The organism is Candidatus Vallotia laricis (assembly GCF_020541325.1).
In the GTDB taxonomy this organism is placed as follows: domain Bacteria; phylum Pseudomonadota; class Gammaproteobacteria; order Burkholderiales; family Burkholderiaceae; genus Mycetohabitans; species Mycetohabitans laricis.
Genome location: NZ_CP047399.1, coordinates 321,576 through 343,915, shown reverse-complemented (window position 1 = coordinate 343,915; position 22,340 = coordinate 321,576). Strand labels below are relative to the sequence as shown.

The window sequence follows — 22,340 nt, the reverse complement described above, 5'->3', positions numbered from 1 at the left end:
CTTGATCTAATATTGGACAAACTTTCTATCAGCTGAACGCACCTGTGCTATAAACGATTTTGATTGCATAACATGCAAGCACGTACACAAGCTTAGAATCTAAGATTCATTAATGCATTTGTTGCTATATTGACTATAGCAACAAGAAGAAATTCTATTATTAATGCGTTTCTTAGATTGATTTAATTGGGTGACTTACTTGGTATGATCTAAGAATATAGTCAGCGAAAATCATGGCATCTTTTATTATCTTATCTATTAGGTAGTCTAGTCACAGGTGGTCTAGTCATTGTCGCTATGAGCTAACTAGTATTTCGCAATTATTGTAGGATACCATTGATGAGATTTCCAAATTATTCCATTTGCTTAAACAACCACGGTGTGCGATAAGTAGATATTGCACTAGCAAAATCAACACGTGGTGATGTGTAAGCATAACTTTAATTGATCATGCAAAATGCATCGAACGCGTTATCCATCCATCTAGTTCCGAATCGCTTTCTTCTCCTTCGCCACTTACCCCCTATCCAAAATGCCATCTATATAATTCAAATCGCCATGCTTTTTAAGTTTTTCGACGACACGATGAACCTCATCGTCGGATACAAATGCGCCATGGACGCGGATTGGAAACCCTTTGCCTGGTGTTAGATATAACATATCACCTTGGCCAAGCAATAATTCGGCACCCATCTGGTCTAGAATTGTGCGAGAATCAATCTTCGATGATACCTGAAACGCAATACGCGTAGGCACGTTTGCCTTGATTAATCCGGTTATTACATTAACCGATGGACGCTGGGTCGCAAGCACAAGATGAATGCCAGCCGCGCGTGCTTTCTGTGCGATCCGAACAATTAGGTCCTCTATTTTCTTACCAACCACCATTATTAGATCAGCTAATTCATCAATAATAACTACAATGAACGGCAGATTTTCAATCGGCTCGAGTTCGTCGGGTACTGAGCTGAACGGATTCATAATTTTCTGGTTATTCTTTGTTGCGTTACTAATCTTACTATTGTAACCAGCTAGATTGCGCACTCCAAACTTACTCATTAACTTATAGCGCCGCTCCATTTCGCTGACTGCCCAGTTCAGCGCGTGACCAGCTTGTCGCATATCGGTGACAACCGGACATAACAGGTGCGGGATACCATTATAGACTGATAGCTCCAGCATCTTTGGATCAATCATAATGAGGCGGACCTGCTCTGCGCTAGCTTTGTATAATATCGACAAAATCATAGCATTAATGCCAACTGATTTACCTGATCCAGTCGTGCCGGCCACTAGCACATGCGGCATCTTAGCCAAATCCGCACATATCGGATTTCCCTCGATATCCTTACCTAACCCTATTGTGAGTAGTGAGAGTGAATTCATATAGGCTTCGGAGCTCACGATTTCTGTCATACGTACAATCTGACGGCTCTGATTTGGTAGCTCTAAGCCCATATAGTTTTTTCCGGGAATTGTTTCAATCACCCGGATCGATACGAGTGATAGTGCACGAGAGAGATCCTTTGCAAGGTTTACAACCTGGCTACCTTTAACCCCAATCTCTGGCTTGATTTCATAGCGAGTAATTACTGGGCCAGGATAAACCCCTACTACGCTGACCTGCACGCCAAAGTCCTGTAGCTTTTTTTCGATTAGTCGTGAGGTATATTTAAGTGTGTCAGCAGATATAGCTTCACATTTGGTGGGTGGTGGATCTAGCAGCATAATTGGTGGCAACGTCCTATTACTAGGAGGATCCTGGAACGGCTGAACCTCCCCGCTATTTTCTATGAACCCAGGCTTGGTTAGCGTCACTATATCGGGTCTTTTTGTCACGGACTCGAGCTCCTCAATCCGTACCGAATTAGGTTCAACCGTAACTTTCCGCCTTACTTCTGATTTCTGAGTAGCTTTAATAGCCTTGAGGTCACGCTTCTCAACGCGCCACAACCGCAGAAGCACAACGATATTGATCGTAGCATCACCAACACGATCGGCTACCGATAGCCACGAAAAACGGAAGAATAATGACAAGCCAATCGCTAGCGTGAGAAGCAGTGCTAATGTGCCACTAGTAAACCCGAGCGCATGTTGCACACCGCGAGCTATTGCGTCTCCAACAATGCCTCCAGGTGATCGAGGCAATTGGGCCTTAAATGACCATATCTGTAACGCTTCTAAGCCATCGCTAGCTATAAGAACGAGTATAAACGACAGCATCTCAGCTAACCAACCTTCTTCGTTCGAAGAAGCAACCGGTTTATCTAATGCATCGTGACGAGTGATGCGTTGATAATTTTTAACGATATGTAAGCCTAGTAAAACAATGCACCAGTAGGTGGATAAACCGAAAAATAGCAACAGGATATCGGATATCCATGCACCGACACGACCACCCCAGTTCGCAATCCGGTCTATATACGCGGCATGTGTCCAGCTTGGGTCATGCCGGCTGTAGCTAATGAGAGCCATTAGCAAAAACAAGGAAAAACCAACCTGCAGCAGCCAGTAGATCTCACGCAGTAGACGCGATAGACGATTCGGTAAAACTTTTTTCTCGGAAGAGTACGTAGATTTCGTCATTAAATCGACAAGAGAGCGGCATGCTGCCGTTAGAATTATTCGAGCGCCTGGTATTTATTAAACCGGGCGACTGATGCGCTTAAAAAGCTGTAAGACCGATGTTGTAGGCAAGCACCAGCGTACATAATCAGGGTTTTTAAGGGCTACTGAATTTCAGATCTTAAAACAGTTCGCGAATGGTGACAAAGTACCAGCCCGATTAAAGCGTTGTTATTACACCTCATACATACAAAGAACAATCCAGGTTAATACTGGCTAGATCCTTATATTTTATAATAGGAGCCTAACTTATGTTTGTATTACCGCGCTGTGCGGTTATATATATCTGCCCCCAGTCGCAAGGATCTACCATTATGTCTAAACGCAAGCACGCGAGAGTCCTTATTCTCGGTTCCGGCCCGGCCGGCTATAGCGCCGCTGTCTACGCGGCACGGGCTAATCTCTCACCTATACTTGTCACTGGCCTCGCGCAAGGCGGGCAGCTAATGACAACAACTGACGTTGAAAACTGGCCTGGCGACCCGAATACTATACCAGGTCCAGAATTAATGCGACGGCTACTCAATCATGCACAGCGCTTTAATACGGAAATCATTTTTGACCACATTCATACTACTAATCTGCAAGACCGGCCACTTCGACTAATCGGTGATCTCAGCGAGTACACGTGCGATGCGTTGATTATTGCAACTGGCGCCTCCGCTCAATACCTGGGTCTGCCATCGGAGCAAAAATTCATTGGCAGAGGCGTATCTGCATGCGCAACTTGCGACGGTTTCTTCTATCGAAATCAGGACGTCGCAGTGATCGGCGGAGGTAATACTGCCGTCGAGGAGGCTCTATATTTATCTGTTATTGCTAAAAAAGTTACGGTAGTTCATCGTCGAGATAAATTCCGAGCTGAACCGATTCTGATTGATCGATTACGCTCGAAGGAGCGAGAGGGCATTGTTCAGATTAAGTGGAATCATGTACTTACTCAAGTTCTCGGAGACGATTCTGGCGTAACTGGTATGCATATCAAAGATACGAAAACCGGTAAAACTACTGATCTATCGGTGCATGGCTTATTCATAGCTATCGGCCATCAACCAAATACCAACATCTTTGAGGGCCAATTAGAGATGAATAATGGCTATATCATTACGAACTCCGGATTGAAGGGCAACGCGACTGCCACTTCGATTACTGGCGTGTTTGCTGCTGGCGACGTGCAAGATCAGATTTATCGTCAAGCGATTACTAGTGCAAGCACTGGGTGCATGGCCGCGCTAGATGTGCAGCGTTATCTTGAGACAGCGAAGCCCCAGTAATCAGGCACGAAGTAGGCCTATAAGTGTTGCGAGATACCATTCAACAATAATCTTAAGTCGACGGGCATATTGATAACCGTGTTTTAGCACAACTAATGCCATACTTCTTCCACAATTTCAGGATCCGTGAGGTCTCCGTATTAAGCATGGTGATACTCACGCTAGTTTATACGCACCGCCACTATTTAGATTGACTTTTTTGACACGTTGAAAAATGTTCTGAAGTAGTTTTGTAGCTTTTTGGGGTGGGGACTCTAGGAATAAGCTACAGTCCACATATAAGCGGTAGCCGATGACTTTTAGCGTAAGCTAAGCAAAATTTAGCCGCCTAAATCATCTATCTGCACAACTATTTTGAATTTTTGGCTGCACGCGGTACTGCGTGACATACAGACCCTTTTAAAAACGAAAGGATCTCCGACGAATTTGATCTGAAAACACTAATTGAGGTTAATAAATCGCTATTTATTACCAGTCAAATATAGCGGCTGATATGAGTCGACCTGCGCGATGGATGGACTATGCTGCAATAATATGTGAAAAAACTTGGAATATTTTCCTAGCGTATCGCTTTAACTATTAAAGTTAAACCGCTGATTATGATTTATGATAAAAACTTAAGCATAATCAGTAAGAGGTTAATGCTCAATAGCTAAATACTCAGTTAGTTAGTATAAAAGCCGAGGTAATGAAATAACCCTTCTAGTTTTGTACAACGGAGGCTAGTGGATACAATGTGCTTTTGTTGTAAGAGCATTATCTTACTACCATCTTAGTTTTTCAGTTACTGCCAATAGAAGTCCGCAAAATCTATAATGTTGCATACAGATAGGTTATATAAATAATAGTATTTCCTGCTCTATTAGTACGTCTTTAAATTGTTTGATGTCGATAGTAAAACTATCCTAGTACCAAACCTTGATATTTGGTATTTTTAAGTGCTGAGTTAATTCGATCTTTATCTTCATCAAGAAGCTGCCTATTTAGTATACTCATGTCTGGTTAAAACGATCCTTATTAGCATAAGGTGCTGTGAATTTAGCTAGGCTGGCTTGATAAGAAGTTCAGCATTCCTCATTAAAACGAGATGTAATTGGATAGCGCCAATCTCGCCCGAATGCGCGGTGTGTAACTCGGATCCCAATTGGTGCCTGGCGCCGCTTGTATTCGTTGATCTTAATTAACTGCGTAATCTTCTGAACATCATTTTGAGTATAACCAGCTTCGACAATTTCAGACAGAGAGCGCCTTTCTTCTACATACATTTTCATAATTGCATCTAGCACTTCGTACGGAGGTAGGCCGTCCTGATCTGACTGGTTCTCTCGTAGCTCAGCTGACGGCGTTCGAGTTAAAATCCTCTCTGGAATAATATCACGCGAAGTAAACGCAGTCGTTGCGTTCCGATAGCGGCAGAGTTGATACACTAGTGTTTTTGAGATATCCTTAATTACAGCAAGCCCCCCCGCCATATCTCCATATAATGTGCAATAGCCTACGGCCATCTCACTTTTATTGCTGGTAGTTAATACAATTGAGCCAAATTTATTAGACATAGCCATGAGCAATGTACCACGAATTCGCGCTTGAATGTTTTCCTCGGTAGAATCTTCAGATAAGCCTAAAAATTTTGAAGCTAGTGATAAGCGAAATGCCTCAAACATTGGAGTAATAGCAATCTCGTCGTAGCGCGCGCCAACACAGCGTGCCATCTCTGCGGCATCAGATATAGACATCTTCGCAGTGTAGCGCGATGGCATCATAACTGCTCTAACGCGATTAGCGCCTAATGCATCAGACGCAATAGCTAGTACTAGTGCCGAATCTACGCCACCGGATAACCCAATAATAGCTCCCGGGAATCCGTTTTTATTTACGTAATCGCGGACACCAAGCACTAGTGCGGCATAGACTTGCGTCTCGACTGATATACACGGTGCAATTTCATTCCGCTGCGCCTGTGCACCATCGAACTTAATAATCGCTATCTTTTCGACAAATTGTGGTAGGCGAGTCACTAGCTCGCCTTGTGCGTTGAGCACAAACGAGCCCCCGTCGAATACTAGCTCATCCTGAGCACCAACTAAATTCACATAGACAATTGACATGCCAATTTCGTGAACACGGTCGCGCAGAATATTAACCCGAATATTTTCTTTGTTTATATGATATGGTGAGCCATTCAGTACTAGCAATACTTGAGCGCCTGCCGCCTTTGCTAGCAACGCAGCGTATGGATGCCACGCGTCTTCGCAAAGGATAACACCGAACTTTATACCCTCCAGCTCAAACACTAGCGGTTTTGGATTCGACCTAAAATATCTCTTTTCATCAAACACACCGGTATTAGGTAGTTCTTGCTTGAAGTAAGTTCCAAAAATCTGGCCATTGATTATTAGAGATACTGCATTAAATGTGTCTACTGGCGATATTTTGTACTCAGAACTTTTGGTGGAATTATCTGGGCCTATTGGTGGACTATAAAAAATATGACCAACTAATACACGTAGTCCAATAAAACGTCCAAGCTTAGAAACTAACTCGCCCAATGCAATATGACTTGCCGTGTAAAATGCTGGTCGTAGCAAAAGATCTTCAGGTGGATAGCCGGATAATACTAGTTCTGGTGTAATCATCAGTGATGCGCCAGCATTATAGGCAGTTTGAGCGGCAGAAACGATTTTCGAAATATTTCCAACAAAGTCGCCAACGGTTACGTTGATTTGTGCAAGAGCGATTTTCATAGCAAAACAATAAACAAGTAAGCTCCATCATATACTGCATCAATAATCTCACACGGATTCTAAGCATATCAGCCGAAGGTCGCTACATATAATAAAATGCATAACCCGAGCATGAAGTACAACTTATGCTATTTCTATGGAACGTATGTCAACATAAGATACATGCTATGTAATTGTGGAAGAAACTAGTCCGTACACACTTGCATAATAGATATGCATAATAAGTATTTAGGAAAATATTCGACTAGGCATGATCCGATACAGCGACATCATGGGCACACTATTGCAGTGGCGCAGTGGCTCTACGCAGCGCCCTCGCTTATTATGTAAGAGAAAGCGCGCAGCATTGCTGCACATATTTATGTTTTTCCTATCTAAGGAGAAACGGAGAGCTGCTTATAAAAACGGCATGTATCTGTGCAAAGGCACGTAATTTTAAATAAACTATTGGCATCCATCACGAATGGATATGTATAAAATTATGCTATGCATAGCTCCTTCCGGGAGAATTTCTAAACACCCATTGCTTTTGAGACTGTGTGCCGGATGCTAGAGTTTTTAGCTAGACGACTTTATATTCGCAGTTAGTATATTAAGCAGACATAAGCAGTAGCTGATGTATAGTAGTGTCTTGCTTATTAGGAACTTGTATAGCATCCGAAGTTCTCGCATAAATCGCACTTCTTCTTAAGACTGATGTAGCTGTATTATTTCAGCGATCGTCTATACATCTGATAGATGTGATTTACACAAATAAATCGTGCATTTATAGCATTCAACTTTTTTCATGGCTATCTGCGAGCAATAACTAAGAATAGACGGAACAATGCGGGTGCTAAATTGCAGATCATCTGCTTTACCGCATCCCTTCTTCACTGCAAATATTTTATGTTATACCGTATTTGCTCTAACTTGTAGATAGAAGATTTGCTCGTAGAAATACCGGGGGTAATAACGTCTGACGTAGTCGATCGTAGTTTGTATGCTTAGATAAGCTATCTTAATGCAGCCTACTTATATAAGTGTGAATTAGTGCTAATTTATTCTAAAATTGGATTAGAACTCCTGATAAATAGAAAGGGTAAAAATAGATAATTAGTGCCTACTAGGGGCATCTGTTGTCGCAGTATTATCCACACTTCCAATATTCTGAAAAATAAGGTTCTATCTTATTAGGCTGACTGTGCTGCGCCTGTAAAATTTGATGATATATAACCTCAGTAAGTGTTATTAATAAGTAGAAATGTATATTATACTGCTGGGTGTTTATTTCTCATAAAAGTTGAAACTCCGTTAGTAATCTCCTCGTGTGCATCAGCAACACCCCCCCAATCTTCAATCTTGACCCACTTACCTTTCTCCAGCGCTTTATATTGCTCAAAGAAATGCTTAATCTGTTCTTGCAGATAATCTGGTACGTCATTAGTAGACTTTAGATTTGCAGTCATCTGACATATCTTATCCGCTGGCACCGCAATCAATTTCGCATCTCGCCCGGATTCATCTGTCATATTTAACATGCCCAACGCGCGGCAACGAACTACTGAACCGGCTAGTAGTGGAAATGGTGTAATTACCAATACATCAACTGGATCACCATCATCAGCAAGCGTTTTTGGGATAAATCCGTAGTTTGCTGGATAGCGCATACCCGTACCGATAAAACGGTCTACAACAAGTAGACCCAGCTCCTTATCCACTTCATACTTGATTGGATCACTTTGAGCTGGAATTTCAATGATAACGTTAAAATCGTAGGGCAGTTCATTGCCGGATGACACATGATCGAAGCTCATATCGGATTTCCTAATAACGACAGGATAAAGGGGATGTAAAAATTGATTATATCAACCAACCGGCTACACTCGCTTCACAAGATATCCGATTTCAATATATTGCTTTTTGCGTTTAATTATTGAGATTAGAATAGATAGTAGTCAATACGCTGATTTACGTATTTATAATAAGTCAATAGTATTGACTTATAGTCGATGACTATGATTGAGACTACTTGTTAGTATTCTAGGTTTCCTGGGTGATTATTATACGCACTGTTGTGCTCTGTATGAATATTACAGTCTATTACGTTGGTAATATACGTATATCCTATTAGTGCGAGAAGCGCTTCTCCTTTTAGGATAAAAAATGCGTTCTTGATAAACGGTATTCATACCGTAGGTATGTTAAGGCGCCGCTGCCCTGCTAACACCAGGACGCGATGCGCCGCCATTGATATAGAAGAGAAGCCTTCGAAGACGATGCACATAGCAGACCAGACTCGATAATCAGTGTATAGCATAGCGCCATGCCATAGTACGGCAACGCTTACACTATTCTAGTACTACGTACGCTACGGACTAGTGTCCTATAGCCAGTATGAGGAGGTATATGCAGGATATGACATACAACGATGCACCCTTGAGCGATATCTATCAACCATATGCTTGCGGCAACGCTTTGTCTAAATCCTCGGATAGGAGCATAGATTAGTCATTTGTATTAGGCAAAGTAGATACTACTAGTATCTACCGTTCAAGATCTCACAATACATTAATAAGATTATACTGTTACTGTATTAATCAGAGGAAGAGGTGATTTCCTCTGATTATATGCAATTATTGCTATATTCTATGCTAACTATTCTCAATAGTGAATTAGACTAATATAGTGATACGGTGGAAGGAAAGAATAGCGAAATGCTTATAGCGGCTCTAGAGGCGAATATGCGCTAGTATACCCCCTATATAAAGATAAATTGCAAGGACATGTATGCATTAGTTTAAAGATGATTTTGCTATTTAAGAGAATCATTAAGCATACACTCTGTATATATTACAGAAGTACTACCAGAATAATCAATTTATATATTTTACTAGTGAAACAAATAATAATAGTTCACTCAGTCAGTCGCAAGAACATCGCTTTCCCTACCTTAGGCGAAGAGTTATATTGGGCCGAACTAGCCCAGTTTCGATACTTTAGTAGTATGAATCTAGGGGTCTAAATAAGATAGGTCAATAAATTGGTTATCAACATCTTATGGAAATCATGTTTTTGCTAGAGGCATTATTATTCATATACCATATTAAATATTTCGCCGTCATAATTTAATCCCTATCCGCAGATAATATCGATACGACGATCTTGATGTGCTGTGCTTCGTCTAATATTTAAGCGAGCCGGGCAGTACGCATAAGTATCTATAATGCTCTTCATGATGTGCTTTAATTATCTTGAAACAAGTTTGAACGCATAGATACTTATACAAAGTAAATTCTTTAGAAATAAAATGTATAAACTATATGAGTAAATCACTTTCTTACTAATCCGGTATGCTGATGTAAAATTTGCAGTGCCTATCTGAATCTATCGTGGCAAAATGCTATAATGTAACTTTTTCCGCACCACGTAAGCGGCACTCTCTATTATCATGTTATCCTGTCATGACTTCCCAATTGCACAAAAAAGGCGAAACCTGGTCTGCGCGTTTCTCTGAGCCCATATCTAACCTCGTTAAGCGTTATACTTCGTCCGTCTCATTCGATAAGCGCTTCGCACTTATCGACATAGAGTGCTCACTTGCCCATGCAGCTATGCTTAGCACGCAGCGGATTATTAGCCAAGATGACGAGGCAGCGATCCGAAAAGGCATGGAGCAAATTCTCGGCGAGATCACGCGAGGCGAATTCGAATGGCAACTCGATCTCGAGGATGTTCACTTAAATATTGAAGCCCGCTTAACTGCATTGATCGGCGATGCGGGGAAGAAGTTACATACTGGACGATCGCGTAACGACCAGGTTGCTACCGATATTCGGCTCTGGCTCCGCGAGGAAATAGACCGGATTGTTTCTCTACTTAAGAGTTTGCGAGGGGCCTTGATTGACCTCGCGGAACGGCATTCCGACACGATTCTGCCGGGCTTTACGCACTTGCAAGTCGCACAACCCGTGACATTTGGCCACCATCTCTTGGCCTACGTGGAAATGTTTACGCGCGACACTCATCGGATGTTAGATTGTCGCAAGCGAGTCAATCAGTTACCGCTTGGTGCTGCAGCCCTCGCTGGTACTAGCTACCCAATCGATCGGGGTCAAGTCGCTAAGACACTGGGTTTCGACGGCATCTGTTTAAATTCACTCGATGCGGTTTCAGATCGGGATTTTGCAATCGAATTTACGGCAGCCGCAGCTCTAATTATGACTCACTTCTCACGGCTGTCTGAGGAGCTCATACTGTGGATGAGCTCAAGGGTCGGCTTTATCGAATTAGCTGACCGTTTCTGCACTGGCTCATCCATTATGCCACAGAAAAAAAACCCCGATGTGCCTGAACTTGCGCGCGGTAAGACGGGTCGCGTAAACGGGCATCTGATCGCGTTGCTCACACTAATGAAGGGACAGCCGCTTGCGTACAATAAAGATAATCAAGAAGATAAGGAACCTCTGATCGATACCGTTGACACGGTAGTTGATACGCTGCGTATCTTTACTGAAATGGTAGCTAGTATTACAGTAAACGCGGATGCGATGCGCACTGCGGCATTGCAGGGATTCTCGACTGCCACTGACTTAGCCGATTATCTTGTCAAGCGAGGCTTGCCGTTTCGCGATGCGCATGAGGCCGTAGCACATGCAGTACGAATTTGTATAGACGGAGAGCGTGACTTATTAAGTCTAAATCTTGAGCAGTTGCGATCAGAATTACCGGAAGTCGCATCGCTGCTAGGTGACGATGTATTCGATTGTATGACGTTAGAAGGTTCGGTCGCAAGCCGTAACCACATAGGTGGTACTGCGCCTGAACAAGTTCGGGCCTCTATTATAGCGGCCCGAACTACTTTATCCTTGTAATAAAGACTTTATATTATTAATCAGTATCGTCAGACTACTAACACATTGATTAAGCTTCTTACGCCACATGCGCTATCTACTATCATTGGTCAACTAATATCACTCAACTACTCTAGTGTTAATAGTGACTTAAGTCAGGGTTGTACGCAGTCTACAAAATACTCGACCTTACCATCAACCACTTCGGTAACTAACCCATGGATATCAGTATGGAATCCAGGAAATCGTGTATTAAATTCACGCGCAAAGCTTAGGTAGCGCACGATAGTCTTATTAAACCGCTCACCCGGGATCAGCAACGGGATGCCTGGGGGATAGGGAGTTAGTAGGATGCTTGTGATGCGGCCTTCTAGGTCATCGATTAGAACACGATCAATTTTTCGGTGCGCAATTTTTGAGAATGCGTCAGTCGGACGCATCGCTGGCTCCATATTAGACAGATACATCTCGGTAGTCAGTCGAGCAATATTATTTGAACGGTACACGCCATGAATCCGTTGACATAGATCGCGTAATCCTACGCGTTCGTACATTGGATACTGCACAATAAATTCTGGCAGCACGCGCCAGAGCGGCTGATTTCGATCATAGTCGTCCTTGAACTGCTGGCACTCAGTAACCATTGAATTCCAGCGACCCTTTGTAATACCAATCGTGAACATGATGAAGAACGAGTATAATCCGGTTTTTTCAACAATGATGCCGTGTTCTGCAAGATAGCGAGTAACGATTGCGGCTGGGATACCTACCTCCCCAAAATCGCCGTCCATATCTAACCCAGGAGTAATAATCGTTGCTTTAATTGGGTCTAGCATGTTGAAGCCTTCAGCTAGATTGCCAAAACCATGCCAACGGTCGTTCGGCGGCAATATCCAATCCTGTCTCGAACCAATACCCTCGGTAACAAGCTGATCTGGCCCCCACACCTTAAAAAACCAATCTTCTCCATATTCAGCATCAACCTTGCGCATCGCGCGACGGAAATCTAGTGCTTCAGCGATTGATTCCTCGACAAGCGCAGTTCCGCCTGGTGGCTCCATCATCGCCGCAGCTACATCGCACGATGCAATGATCGCGTACTGCGGACTAGTCGACGTATGCATGAGATATGCTTCATTGAAACGATGCCGGTCAAAGCGTGGTATCCGAGAATCTTGTACTAGAATTTGGGATGCTTGGGAGATGCCAGCTAACAGCTTATGTGTGGAATGAGTTGCAAATACTAGAGCGTCGGTCCAGCAAGCGTTTTGCCCAATCGCATGCATATCTTGGTAAAACGAGTGGAACTCAGCGTGCGGCAGCCAAGCTTCGTCAAAATGTAGCGTATCGATTGTATCGCCAAGTAAGTCTTTGATCATCTCCACATTGTAGACTACACCATCATATGTACTTTGCGTGATCGTTAGAATCCGCGGCTTAAGTCTTGGATTGTTTGCGATTGCCTCACGCGCGAATGGATTCGCAGCTATCTTGCGACGAATGTTCTCCGGTTGGAACTCATCTCGTGGAATCGGTCCAATAATGCCGTAGTGGTTGCGGGTAGGCATTAGAAATACTGGAATTGCGCCGGTCATCGTGATTGCGTGTAAGATCGACTTATGGCAGTTTCGATCCACCACCACAATGTCCCATGGTGCGACAGTAGCATGCCAGACGATCTTGTTAGACGTAGATGTCCCATTAGTCACGAAGAAAAGGTAGTCGGCACTGAAGATGCGTGCTGCGTTGCGCTCAGACGCAGCTACTGGGCCAGTATGATCTAACAATTGTCCAAGCTCTTCTACAGCATTACATACGTCTGCACGCAGCATGTTTTCGCCAAAGAACTGATGAAACATCTGACCAAGAGGACTTTTTAAAAATGCGACACCCCCAGAGTGGCCTGGGCAATGCCAAGAATAAGAGCCTTCGTCAGCATACTTAACTAATTCCTTAAAGAATGGGGGGGGCAATGAGTCCAGGTATACCTTCGCCTCTCGGATGATATGCCGAGCAACAAACTCAGGAGTATCCTCAAACATATGAATAAAGCCGTGCAATTCGCGCAGGATGTCGCTGGGGATGTGGCGCGATGTGCGTGTCTCGCCGTATAAAAAAACTGGGATATCGGCATTACGCCGCCGTACCTCGACAACGAATGCGCGAAGTGCTAAGATTGCATGGGCGAGATCGTGCGCTTGGTCGTTCGTTGTAGAGACCTCGTCAACCAGAGCTATCTCGTCGTCGTCGATCGATAGTATGAAGCAAGACGCACGACTAGACTGTTGTGCAAACGATGTTAAATCACCGTAGCTAGTCAATCCAAGTACCTCGACCCCCTCACGCTCAATCGCCTCAGCAAGCGCACGAATACCGGAGCCAGAAATATTCTCTGAGCGGAAATCCTCATCGATAATAACGACAGGATAGCGAAACTTCATTGTCGTAATTTTCCAAAAACAAGTCTGCACACTCTCTTTATTTAAGCGTGCGTTAGCAGTAAGTGACGTATTATCAATATGTACTACGTCCTATATTATAATGACATAAGAAAACTCAGATTTTAGGTGGCGTAACGCTATATTGGCCTTGATACTTTCCACCACGGTCCGCATAAGAGATTTCACAAACTTCGTCACTTTCGAAGAATAGAACCTGTGCTACACCTTCGTTTGCGTAGATTTTCGCTGGAAGTGGTGTCGTATTTGAGAACTCTAATGTCACATGTCCCTCCCATTCTGGCTCGAAAGGCGTAACGTTAACTATAATCCCGCAGCGCGCATACGTAGATTTTCCAAGACATACGGTTAACACGTTACGCGGTATGCGGAAATACTCGACGGTGCGCGCTAGGGCAAACGAGTTCGGCGGGATGATGCATACGTCGCCATTGAAATCAACAAAAGATTTTTCGTCGAAGTTTTTCGGATCGACGATGGTCGAATTGATATTAGTGAAGATTTTGAATTCGTTCGCACATCGGATGTCGTAACCGTAGCTTGAGGTGCCATAGCTAACAATTTTATAGCCATTCAGGGCCATACGCACTTGATTCGGCGCGAATGGCTCGATCATACTATATTGCTTAGCCATACGCCGGATCCATTTGTCCGATTTAATCGTCATATATGCAATTGAAAAGCGGCTGGGCCGCGGGTTAAAAACAAGCGAACAAAGTTTGATCCCTTATCATTTTATCTCGCTTTAGACTATGATTTTGAATGATGCTGCGGCCTAATATGGGCCTTGTATTATTCGACGGAATTCACTAATGGCGGCTGCAATGCTGTTCTCTGCTATGTGCGAGTCCACTAGGTCGCTGTCGAAGAATCTCTTAATTTATACGTTTCCTCGGGGATACTCCCGTTTATGGAAGCCGGAAAATTTCACCTTCAGTGCCATAAAGCCAGAAGGCATGACTGTGGTCTGGTATTTGATGGTAACTTACCCGGGTTATAGATTATTCACACCCCGTTAGGATGCTTGATCAACATAAGCATTCTGCATAGCAAACGATAAACATGATCTATACCGTAACCTGTTTTAAGGATTGCTGATTTACGCTTACTGATAATGCATAACTAACTATGGTAACACCGCCCGAAAGCGCCTTAACTAGTACCCTAAAGAACCCCCCCCCTTTTTTCTAGCTCTCCTTCCTAATATCGGATCTATACAATTCTAGGATACTGAAATCATCGGAAATGATACATTCTACGTGAGAATCATTTGGCACAGCACACCCCCATGGGGTGTGCAAAAGACGAGTCAAGCAGTTTGAACGACAATAGTTGGGAATTTAGAGGTCATGTCACGCGATAGTGATGCAATCCGTATTGCAACTTGTTGAGCAATATCGCGATATAGACCAGAAATGCGCCCATAAGGATCGGCTACTACTGTCGGGTACCCTGCATCGGCGTGCGCTCGGATATTAAGATCTAGAGGCAGGCTGCCCAGGAACGGAACACCATACTGTTCACAGAGACGCTTGCCGCCACCGTCTCCGAAAATAGACTCAGCATGGCCGCACCTCGAGCAAATATAGGTACTCATGTTTTCAACAACACCCAGGATAGGAACGCTAACCTTCTCAAACATTTTTAGGCTTCTTCGCGCATCCATTAGGGCAATATTCTGTGGTGTCGTGACAATTACTGCACCGGTTAGCGGCACCCGCTTCGATAGCGTGAGTTGGATATCGCCAGTGCCAGGTGGCATATCGATGATTAAATAATCTAGGTCACGCCACTTCGTCTGCTGCAGTAACTGCTCGAGGGCAGATGTAGCCATTGGGCCACGCCACATTATTGGGCTATTCTGCTCGATTAGGAAGCCAATCGAATTAGTCTGTATGCCATGGCCTTCGAGTGGTATCATTGTCTTACCATCTCCAGATACTGGACGACCAAGAATACCGAGTATCGTCGGTTGAGATGGGCCGTAGATATCGGCATCTAGCATGCCGACTGACGCGCCCTCATCGGTCAGCGCAATGGCAAGATTCGCGGCAGTTGTACTCTTGCCAACTCCACCCTTTCCGGAGGCGACTGCGACAATATTACGTACGTTCGGTAATAATTGCATACCGCCCTGTACTACGTGCGCCTCAATTTTATGAGATACTGCTACATGTAGATTCACTATCTCTAGTATAGCTCGTAGAGCTTGTTTTACATGTGTCTCAATTAGGGCATACTGGCTTTTAGCTGGATAACCCAGCACAATCTCAAGCGATATGGTGTCGCCGTCAATCTTAACGTTGCGTACTCCATTGCCAGCCGTTATCGGCTTTGCCGTGTTTGGGTCGATAATTCTGTGTAAAGCGGCACTTATTTGGGTTTTATCGATTGTCATCGTTTTCCCACTACTGAACGAATTTTATTCAAATATCGAACGCAGACATTAAATCCTAATCTGGGGTCGCGCATTCGGAAAAAATTACGTTAGACGTTCGAATTATTTTATATACATCTATCTTTTTCATATGGCATGTCTTTATAGACACTATCAAGCTAGGAGACTGCACTTTATAATCTTTTCTTCTATAAAGAAAGTTCGTTCTCTCTAGTATATATATCGCTTAATTTATCTTTTCTTTTTATGTCTCTCTCTTTACACCGATAGAAGAAGTGCTGTTTTTGGTATTACTAGCTATGGCTAGTAGATAATCAACAAGTCTTGTGGAACCACAATAGCTTTAAATATTTTGCAACTCCGTCATGATATAACAAAAATTTAAGCGTACTGCGATATCCGCTGACGTAACATATGGCGATATCTCTCACTGCTATGCGTTAGATTTTTGCTAATGCTAAAAGCAATAGGATAATTCCTACTCTAGGGTATATAAAATATTACGCTTTTTTCTTAAGAGTATTAATTTAGGATTTAAACCCTAAATTTTGCATTATAGCGGTGCTTGCTTCCCACATCCGCTCTCTTGTAAGCCTATTATTGCAGTCGCGCTCCCTAAAATTGGCGCTCATTCTGTTTTGTCGAATTATGTTATCTTCTATCCAATCTAGTGTGCCACGCCGTATGCTTGTAACATCTGCACTACCGTATGCAAACGGTCCAATCCATATTGGCCATCTTGTGGAATATATCCAGACAGATATCTGGGTACGTGCAATGAGAATGCATGATCATGAGGTGTACTACGTCTGTGCGGATGATACGCATGGCACACCAATCATGCTTCGCGCTAAATTTGAGGGGATTAAACCATGTCAATTAATCCAGCGTGTCTGGCATGAGCATAAGATCGATTTTGACTATTTTGGACTCTCATTCGACAACTATTACTCGACAGACTCGGACGAAAACCGGGTTTTGTCTGAGAGCATTTTCACCGCACTTTATAACTGCGGATTAATCGCGATTCGTGATATCGAGCAAGCATATGATCCAGCTAAGAAAATGTTCTTGCCAGACCGTTTTATCAAAGGTCAGTGCCCAAGATGCAGTGCGAAAGATCAGTATGGCGATAATTGTGAGGTGTGTGGATCAACGTACCAAACAACTGAACTAGTTAAACCATATTCGGTAATATCTGGTATTACACCAATAAAAAAAACGTCGACGCACTATTTCTTCAAGCTGTCCGATCCGCGCTGCGAAACTTTCCTGCGCAGCTGGATCGGACAGCTTGCACAGCAGGAGGCCACCAATAAAATGCGTGAGTGGCTTGGTGAAGATGGCCATAAGAAGCTTACCGACTGGGATATTACACGTGATGCACCCTACTTTGGCTTCGAAATACCAGGCGCACCTGGAAAATATTTTTATGTATGGCTTGATGCACCTGTTGGCTACTATGCAAGTTTCAAGAATTTATGTGATCGGCGCGGATTGAATTTTGATGAATGGGTTCGTCCTGGGTCTACCACCGAGCAATATCATTTCATCGGAAAAGACATTTTGTATTTCCACACATTATTCTGGCCTGCTATGCTTAAATTCTCGGGCTATCGTACGCCAACAAATGTTTTCGCGCATGGTTTCCTGACCATAGATGGCAAGAAAATGTCCAAGTCACGCGGCACTTTCATTAACGCGAACAGCTATATTACAGCTGGTTTAGATCCGGAATGGCTGCGATACTACTTCGCTACGAAGCTCAACAGCACGATGGGAGACATCGACCTGAACCTAGATGACTTTCAGGCACGTGTCAATAGTGACTTGCTTGGAAAATACGTAAATATTGCAAGCCGTACTGCTGCATTCTTAGTTAAGAGGTTTAATGCTTGCGTGTTAGATAGCGCGATGAACCATCCACTCCTGATTCAGCTTCGCGATGCAATCCCAAAGATTGAAACTTACTACGAAGGTCGCGAATATGGTCGCGCGCTTCGTCAAGTAATGGTGTTGGCTGACGCCATCAATATATATGTGGACGAGGCTAAGCCTTGGATGCAAGCTAAAGATCCGAATAATACGGTAGCGTTGCATGAAACATGTAGCATTAGTCTTGAAGGGTTTCGGTTACTTACTCTAGCGCTTAAGCCTGTTTTACCAAGACTTGCTAAAGCAGTTGAAACGTTTTTATCGATTGAATCGCTAAAATGGGCTGATGTTACGGTACCACTATCCTCAATGCGCCCAATTCGGCCGTATCAGAATCTCATGTGCCGTATAGAGCCAAAACAAATTGATGCGCTGCTTTTCGCTAACAGACAGTATAATTAACTGTACCACGGGTCTTGATAAAACGGGCGCAGGCAAATTGTTTTCTACCGAAAAATAGAAGAAAATATCAATGATATGACTACGATTCTTAATTTTTTTAAGATCGACCCAATGCATTACGAGTAATATCGGCTATAAGCTTACAGCAGATATAGTAAAACTAGCTGATGTTGGGCATAAGCGAGGTAAACACGCGCAATGTGTTCCGCGAGGATCAAGACAAGCGACTACTGAGAGGAATAATTAGAAATATAACTGTGATGGTTGCGAATCTAATGCCCCTCGAAATGAAGTTCAGCGTATCTTACCAAGGTAGTACTAACTGCGGCATTGGCAGATGAAAAACAACATCTACGTGATGGCACCATACTAGCGTATGACGCCTGGTATGCAGGTTAGATAGTGTATTAATATACTAGCCCCCCCTATACTTTTCCAAAAATTCTAAAACGAAGAAACCCTATGCTTCTATAGCAGTCTAATATGGGTTATCATGAATTTAATGGATACATTCAGGATTTTGGGCGTTTTATGAAGTAAATTCCGCTGAGGATATCTTTTCTAGCGTGGCTATCATTCATAAAACTTCTCAAGATACCAGCTAACACTTTTTTACTCTGTCGTTATCGCTTACGTTGATCTTCGACTTACTAAAGTCTAGTCGTATAGTATTGATCATCTGTACATTGATTTCAATTTTCTAATGCATCACATCTATAAATATTAATACGGGGTTACCCGGTAGCTTATTAAAATCGAACTAGCTATTTTCGCTGCTCAACTTTTTGGTAAAAATATATACAGAGATTTCCCATGATGTTGTTTGTTTATAAAAATTTTTCGACTAGGTTGTCATTAACAATAACAGTTAGTCATACGCTGATATAAGTATCCTATACCAGCTAATCACAAGAATTACGCATAATAAAGCGTTTTGTTTTAAAAATTTCAATGCAGCTAGTCACGTGCAGCTGCCCTACACTCATTAAACCGAATTGGCTGAATAATAGCTAGCAGCATTTAGGAAGTCAGCATGTTGACATAAGATGGATGCTGCTATCTACATAATTGTATACTCTACTATAGGTATTTAATTGAGAGCCCATAAGATACCCCTAGTAATAACAAAATTGTATATGGTGTTATTAAATGTTTCCGCTTTTCTGGTGAAAAATTCTATTATGATTAATTATACTGGAAATTAGTACTTTATTTCTTACAAATTTAATACTTATGTCTAGTATAATCAACAATATTAATTGTAATAGATAGCAATTCGCATTAGAACATAATGCACGAACTCAAGACTAATTTATTAAATTAGGGTTCAATCATTTTATAACTACAATTACTTTGTACAAAGTATTCTTGTGTATTTATTATACAAATCGACAGGTTTAAACTAAAACTTAAAAAACAACAACGCAATAATCACATACTTATGCTATGATGAAAAATAAATTAATTTAAATAAACGTTACTATTTACGTAAATACACGCTTGAAAGCATCTTGCGTGTTTCATAAATAGATATGCATAAGCTGTAGAGTACTTCGTAAATTTATAAAACTGTTTCATGTATTGAGCGATTTGCTATGTTGTAGGTTTCTAAACCAGCTATATGGGCAGAGTAACATTACATTTGTGCTAACAATGGGCACATTGCACGTAGGACACCTGTCAATAATTCGATCAGTGTGCTAGCTAGGCTGCCCAGTAGCTGCTAGTGTATTTTTGTGAATCAACTCTAATTCGGACTATAGTGGGGATTTTTCAAGTATCTATGTATTCTCAATGAGAATAGCAAAAAAGCTGAGGAAAAAATGTTTACGTGTTATTTGCATCTACTGAGTAGGATATGTACCCGCGTCCCTAAGAATATAAAGCGCATTTACCCTATGATTGTGTGATAGACATGAATATTCTATGGCATCTTTGCGGTTGTCATAAAACTAATATTATAGCGTTTGGCAAAAAAGCTAACCAGCAATTAATAATTATTCGTCAGATGTGTAGGCAATGCGCATTGCCTGTTGAAATATTTACTGCCGAAACTGTGCGCGTATAGATGGACTCGCTCTATCATTACGCAATGTGTATCTGACACCAGCTTATCGCTCTGAAGCACCAACTTTATTTAGTATACTAAAACATATATGTGATCATATGATTCGGGTCGCCGAGATTTTACTAAGATTAAGATAGCGGCATTTTAAACTTTAATTAAGCGCGCCTGGGTACCGACCATATTGCGATTTGCAAACGTGCTAATCTATACTCTCCCAAACTAAATGAAAATCATGAACTGATTGTTGTGCTTATTGCAGCGAAGCTTGGACAACTCGGCTGATTAATAATTTAGAAATCTGATCGTTCGTAGCTGTCTTTTTCTGTCAATCCAACTTTTACTCTGTCTGTGTTCTGTCATCACGCATAGCGTGGTGGGTCGCGCTTGTCCTAATTCATCAACAAAATAAGATTTCAAAATAAACCTAAATTAGGTGCCTCATTAAGTTTCTTTATAAAATTGATAAGCTTGAACGCTTCAATTAGGAAGCTTGCGTTATTCCTGGACTTATCGTGTGAAGCCAACGTAACGACAGAATGCTACTCACTATTCTTAGTTCTAATAAATAGTTAACTCTCAGGGCTACTATATAAACAGGTAATTACATAGTTTATGTGTTGAAAGGCAGCTAAGTGCTGGCGTGCTTGAGTGAATAACTGAATTAGTGAACTATATCTTGCTACATATACATGCCAACTATATAAATCTGGATTCGACTTGTTTCAACTTTTAGGACCGCTCTTTCTTATATTGAGTAAGACTTGCGAAGATTAATGCTTACCAGCATTATTTGAGCTGCAGCGCACATCGTAGATATGTGCAGTATTTAAACTGGTTGATCTATTAATAGATGCATACTTGAATCTTTTCGATAGTCGGCACTGTATTCCTTGTTGTATACCGATTTAAGCGATTATTAAGCATGCAAGGCACCCAGCATTAACAGTTATAGTTAAGTCTATTTAATCAAGTTGTCTGCGAGATTATAAACAGCGCGCCCCATATATGCTTTTATAATAAGTATTAACAACAATACTAACTAGATAAATTCCTGGGGTTAGTTAATATCCCAAGATAGTATTAAGATTACATAATTGGTATCTAGGAAGATTTAGAACTTAGACATTAATATCGAAAATCGCTCGATGTTGCGTAGATGACAGCTCCAGCCAAGTACACATTCGGAAACCTACGTTTACGTCTAATAAAACAGCTATCTAGTCTGGTTCCAACCGATTTTATAATGTGTGGTATCCCCCCCCCCGGGGGGGGGAATAATCTAGGACGGGTATGTGGCACATAGCCATTGCTATATCACCAAGATATAGCCTCAACTTATCCATCAATAAAGACATGGAAATAACGGCATTCGTCGCGAAGCGACATAGTCCGCCCCAACAGTTAGGGACGTGTGATACGCCGTCGTTCATGAAGCTTTGATAAATATAATACTTGCTCAAGGTTATTCATGTGTTGTTCATCGGTTTAGCATATTTCAGGAATAGTTAACATGGATTTCGGAGAGTCATTGCAGATACAGGAGATATTAGCGTTTCTAGGAACGATCAAACGCACCTCGACAGCGCGATTATATTATTTTTAG

General features: G+C 42.2%; 9 protein-coding genes and 3 pseudogenes. 6 read left to right on the top strand and 6 right to left on the bottom strand.

Annotated elements, in window-relative coordinates; all coding sequences use genetic code 11:
• Positions 1–519 precede the first annotated feature (519 nt).
• A pseudogene (locus GKR41_RS01400) lies at positions 520–2,586 on the bottom strand (DNA translocase FtsK); the annotation flags it as partial.
• A gap of 353 nt (positions 2,587–2,939) precedes the next feature.
• Between GKR41_RS01400 and trxB the strand changes: the two are divergent.
• Positions 2,940–3,899 (top strand): thioredoxin-disulfide reductase, encoded by a 960-nt coding sequence (gene trxB / locus GKR41_RS01395; protein ID WP_226810087.1) that lies wholly within the window; start codon positions 2,940–2,942, stop codon positions 3,897–3,899.
• Positions 3,900–4,963: 1,064 nt separating this feature from the next.
• On the opposite strand, the gene GKR41_RS01390 is transcribed toward trxB, so the two are convergent.
• Together GKR41_RS01390 and ppa are read right to left on the bottom strand one after the other, a co-directional pair.
• Positions 4,964–6,643, bottom strand: a complete 1,680-nt coding sequence (locus tag GKR41_RS01390) for an NAD+ synthase (RefSeq protein ID WP_226810086.1) — start codon at positions 6,641–6,643, stop codon at positions 4,964–4,966.
• Between the two features lie 1,250 nt (positions 6,644–7,893).
• Positions 7,894–8,439 (bottom strand): inorganic diphosphatase, encoded by a 546-nt coding sequence (gene ppa / locus GKR41_RS01385; protein WP_226810085.1) that lies wholly within the window; start codon positions 8,437–8,439, stop codon positions 7,894–7,896.
• A 1,647-nt stretch (positions 8,440–10,086) separates the two neighbouring features.
• On the opposite strand from ppa, the gene argH reads away from it, so the two are divergent.
• Complete coding sequence (gene argH / locus GKR41_RS01380; RefSeq protein WP_226810084.1) at positions 10,087–11,496, top strand: argininosuccinate lyase; 1,410 nt, start codon at positions 10,087–10,089, stop codon at positions 11,494–11,496.
• A 134-nt stretch (positions 11,497–11,630) separates the two neighbouring features.
• Here argH and GKR41_RS01375 read toward each other — a convergent pair whose 3' ends face one another.
• The 3 genes from GKR41_RS01375 to apbC all read right to left on the bottom strand — a co-directional run bounded on the left by GKR41_RS01375 (position 11,631) and on the right by apbC (position 16,332).
• Positions 11,631–13,916, bottom strand: coding sequence for an arginine/lysine/ornithine decarboxylase (locus tag GKR41_RS01375; protein ID WP_226810216.1), 2,286 nt, complete (start codon positions 13,914–13,916; stop codon positions 11,631–11,633).
• A 115-nt stretch (positions 13,917–14,031) separates the two neighbouring features.
• The gene (dcd, locus tag GKR41_RS01370) at positions 14,032–14,601 is read right to left on the bottom strand and encodes a dCTP deaminase (protein ID WP_226810083.1); all 570 of its coding nucleotides are present in this window, start codon (positions 14,599–14,601) and stop codon (positions 14,032–14,034) included.
• A gap of 642 nt (positions 14,602–15,243) precedes the next feature.
• On the bottom strand, positions 15,244–16,332 hold the full coding sequence (gene apbC, locus GKR41_RS01365) for an iron-sulfur cluster carrier protein ApbC (protein ID WP_226810082.1): 1,089 nt from the start codon (positions 16,330–16,332) through the stop codon (positions 15,244–15,246).
• A 648-nt stretch (positions 16,333–16,980) separates the two neighbouring features.
• On the opposite strand from apbC, the pseudogene metG reads away from it, so the two are divergent.
• The 4 genes and pseudogenes from metG (at position 16,981) to GKR41_RS01345 (ending at position 22,040) form a co-directional block, all read left to right on the top strand.
• A pseudogene (metG, locus tag GKR41_RS01360) lies at positions 16,981–19,068 on the top strand (methionine--tRNA ligase).
• Positions 19,069–20,322: 1,254 nt separating this feature from the next.
• Entirely contained in the window at positions 20,323–20,373 is a 51-nt protein-coding gene (locus GKR41_RS04070) for a hypothetical protein (RefSeq protein ID WP_420885668.1), read from the top strand.
• A gap of 259 nt (positions 20,374–20,632) precedes the next feature.
• Positions 20,633–20,809 (top strand): annotated as a pseudogene (locus tag GKR41_RS04065) (pantoate--beta-alanine ligase); the annotation flags it as partial.
• 1,084 nt (positions 20,810–21,893) lie between these two features.
• A complete protein-coding gene (locus GKR41_RS01345; protein WP_226810081.1) occupies positions 21,894–22,040 on the top strand; it encodes a hypothetical protein in 147 nt (48 codons plus the stop codon).
• The last annotated feature ends 300 nt before the right edge of the window (positions 22,041–22,340 follow it).

Bases quoted from the DNA above. Each gene is read 5' to 3' on its own strand.
- trxB (WP_226810087.1), top strand. From the start codon at position 2,940: ATGTCTAAACGCAAGCACGCGAGAGTCCTTATTCTCGGTTCCGGCCCG.
- GKR41_RS01390 (WP_226810086.1), bottom strand. From the start codon at position 6,643: ATGAAAATCGCTCTTGCACAAATCAACGTAACCGTTGGCGACTTTGTT.
- ppa (WP_226810085.1), bottom strand. From the start codon at position 8,439: ATGAGCTTCGATCATGTGTCATCCGGCAATGAACTGCCCTACGATTTT.
- argH (WP_226810084.1), top strand. From the start codon at position 10,087: ATGACTTCCCAATTGCACAAAAAAGGCGAAACCTGGTCTGCGCGTTTC.
- GKR41_RS01375 (WP_226810216.1), bottom strand. From the start codon at position 13,916: ATGAAGTTTCGCTATCCTGTCGTTATTATCGATGAGGATTTCCGCTCA.
- dcd (WP_226810083.1), bottom strand. From the start codon at position 14,601: ATGACGATTAAATCGGACAAATGGATCCGGCGTATGGCTAAGCAATAT.
- apbC (WP_226810082.1), bottom strand. From the start codon at position 16,332: ATGACAATCGATAAAACCCAAATAAGTGCCGCTTTACACAGAATTATC.
- GKR41_RS01345 (WP_226810081.1), top strand. From the start codon at position 21,894: ATGACAGCTCCAGCCAAGTACACATTCGGAAACCTACGTTTACGTCTA.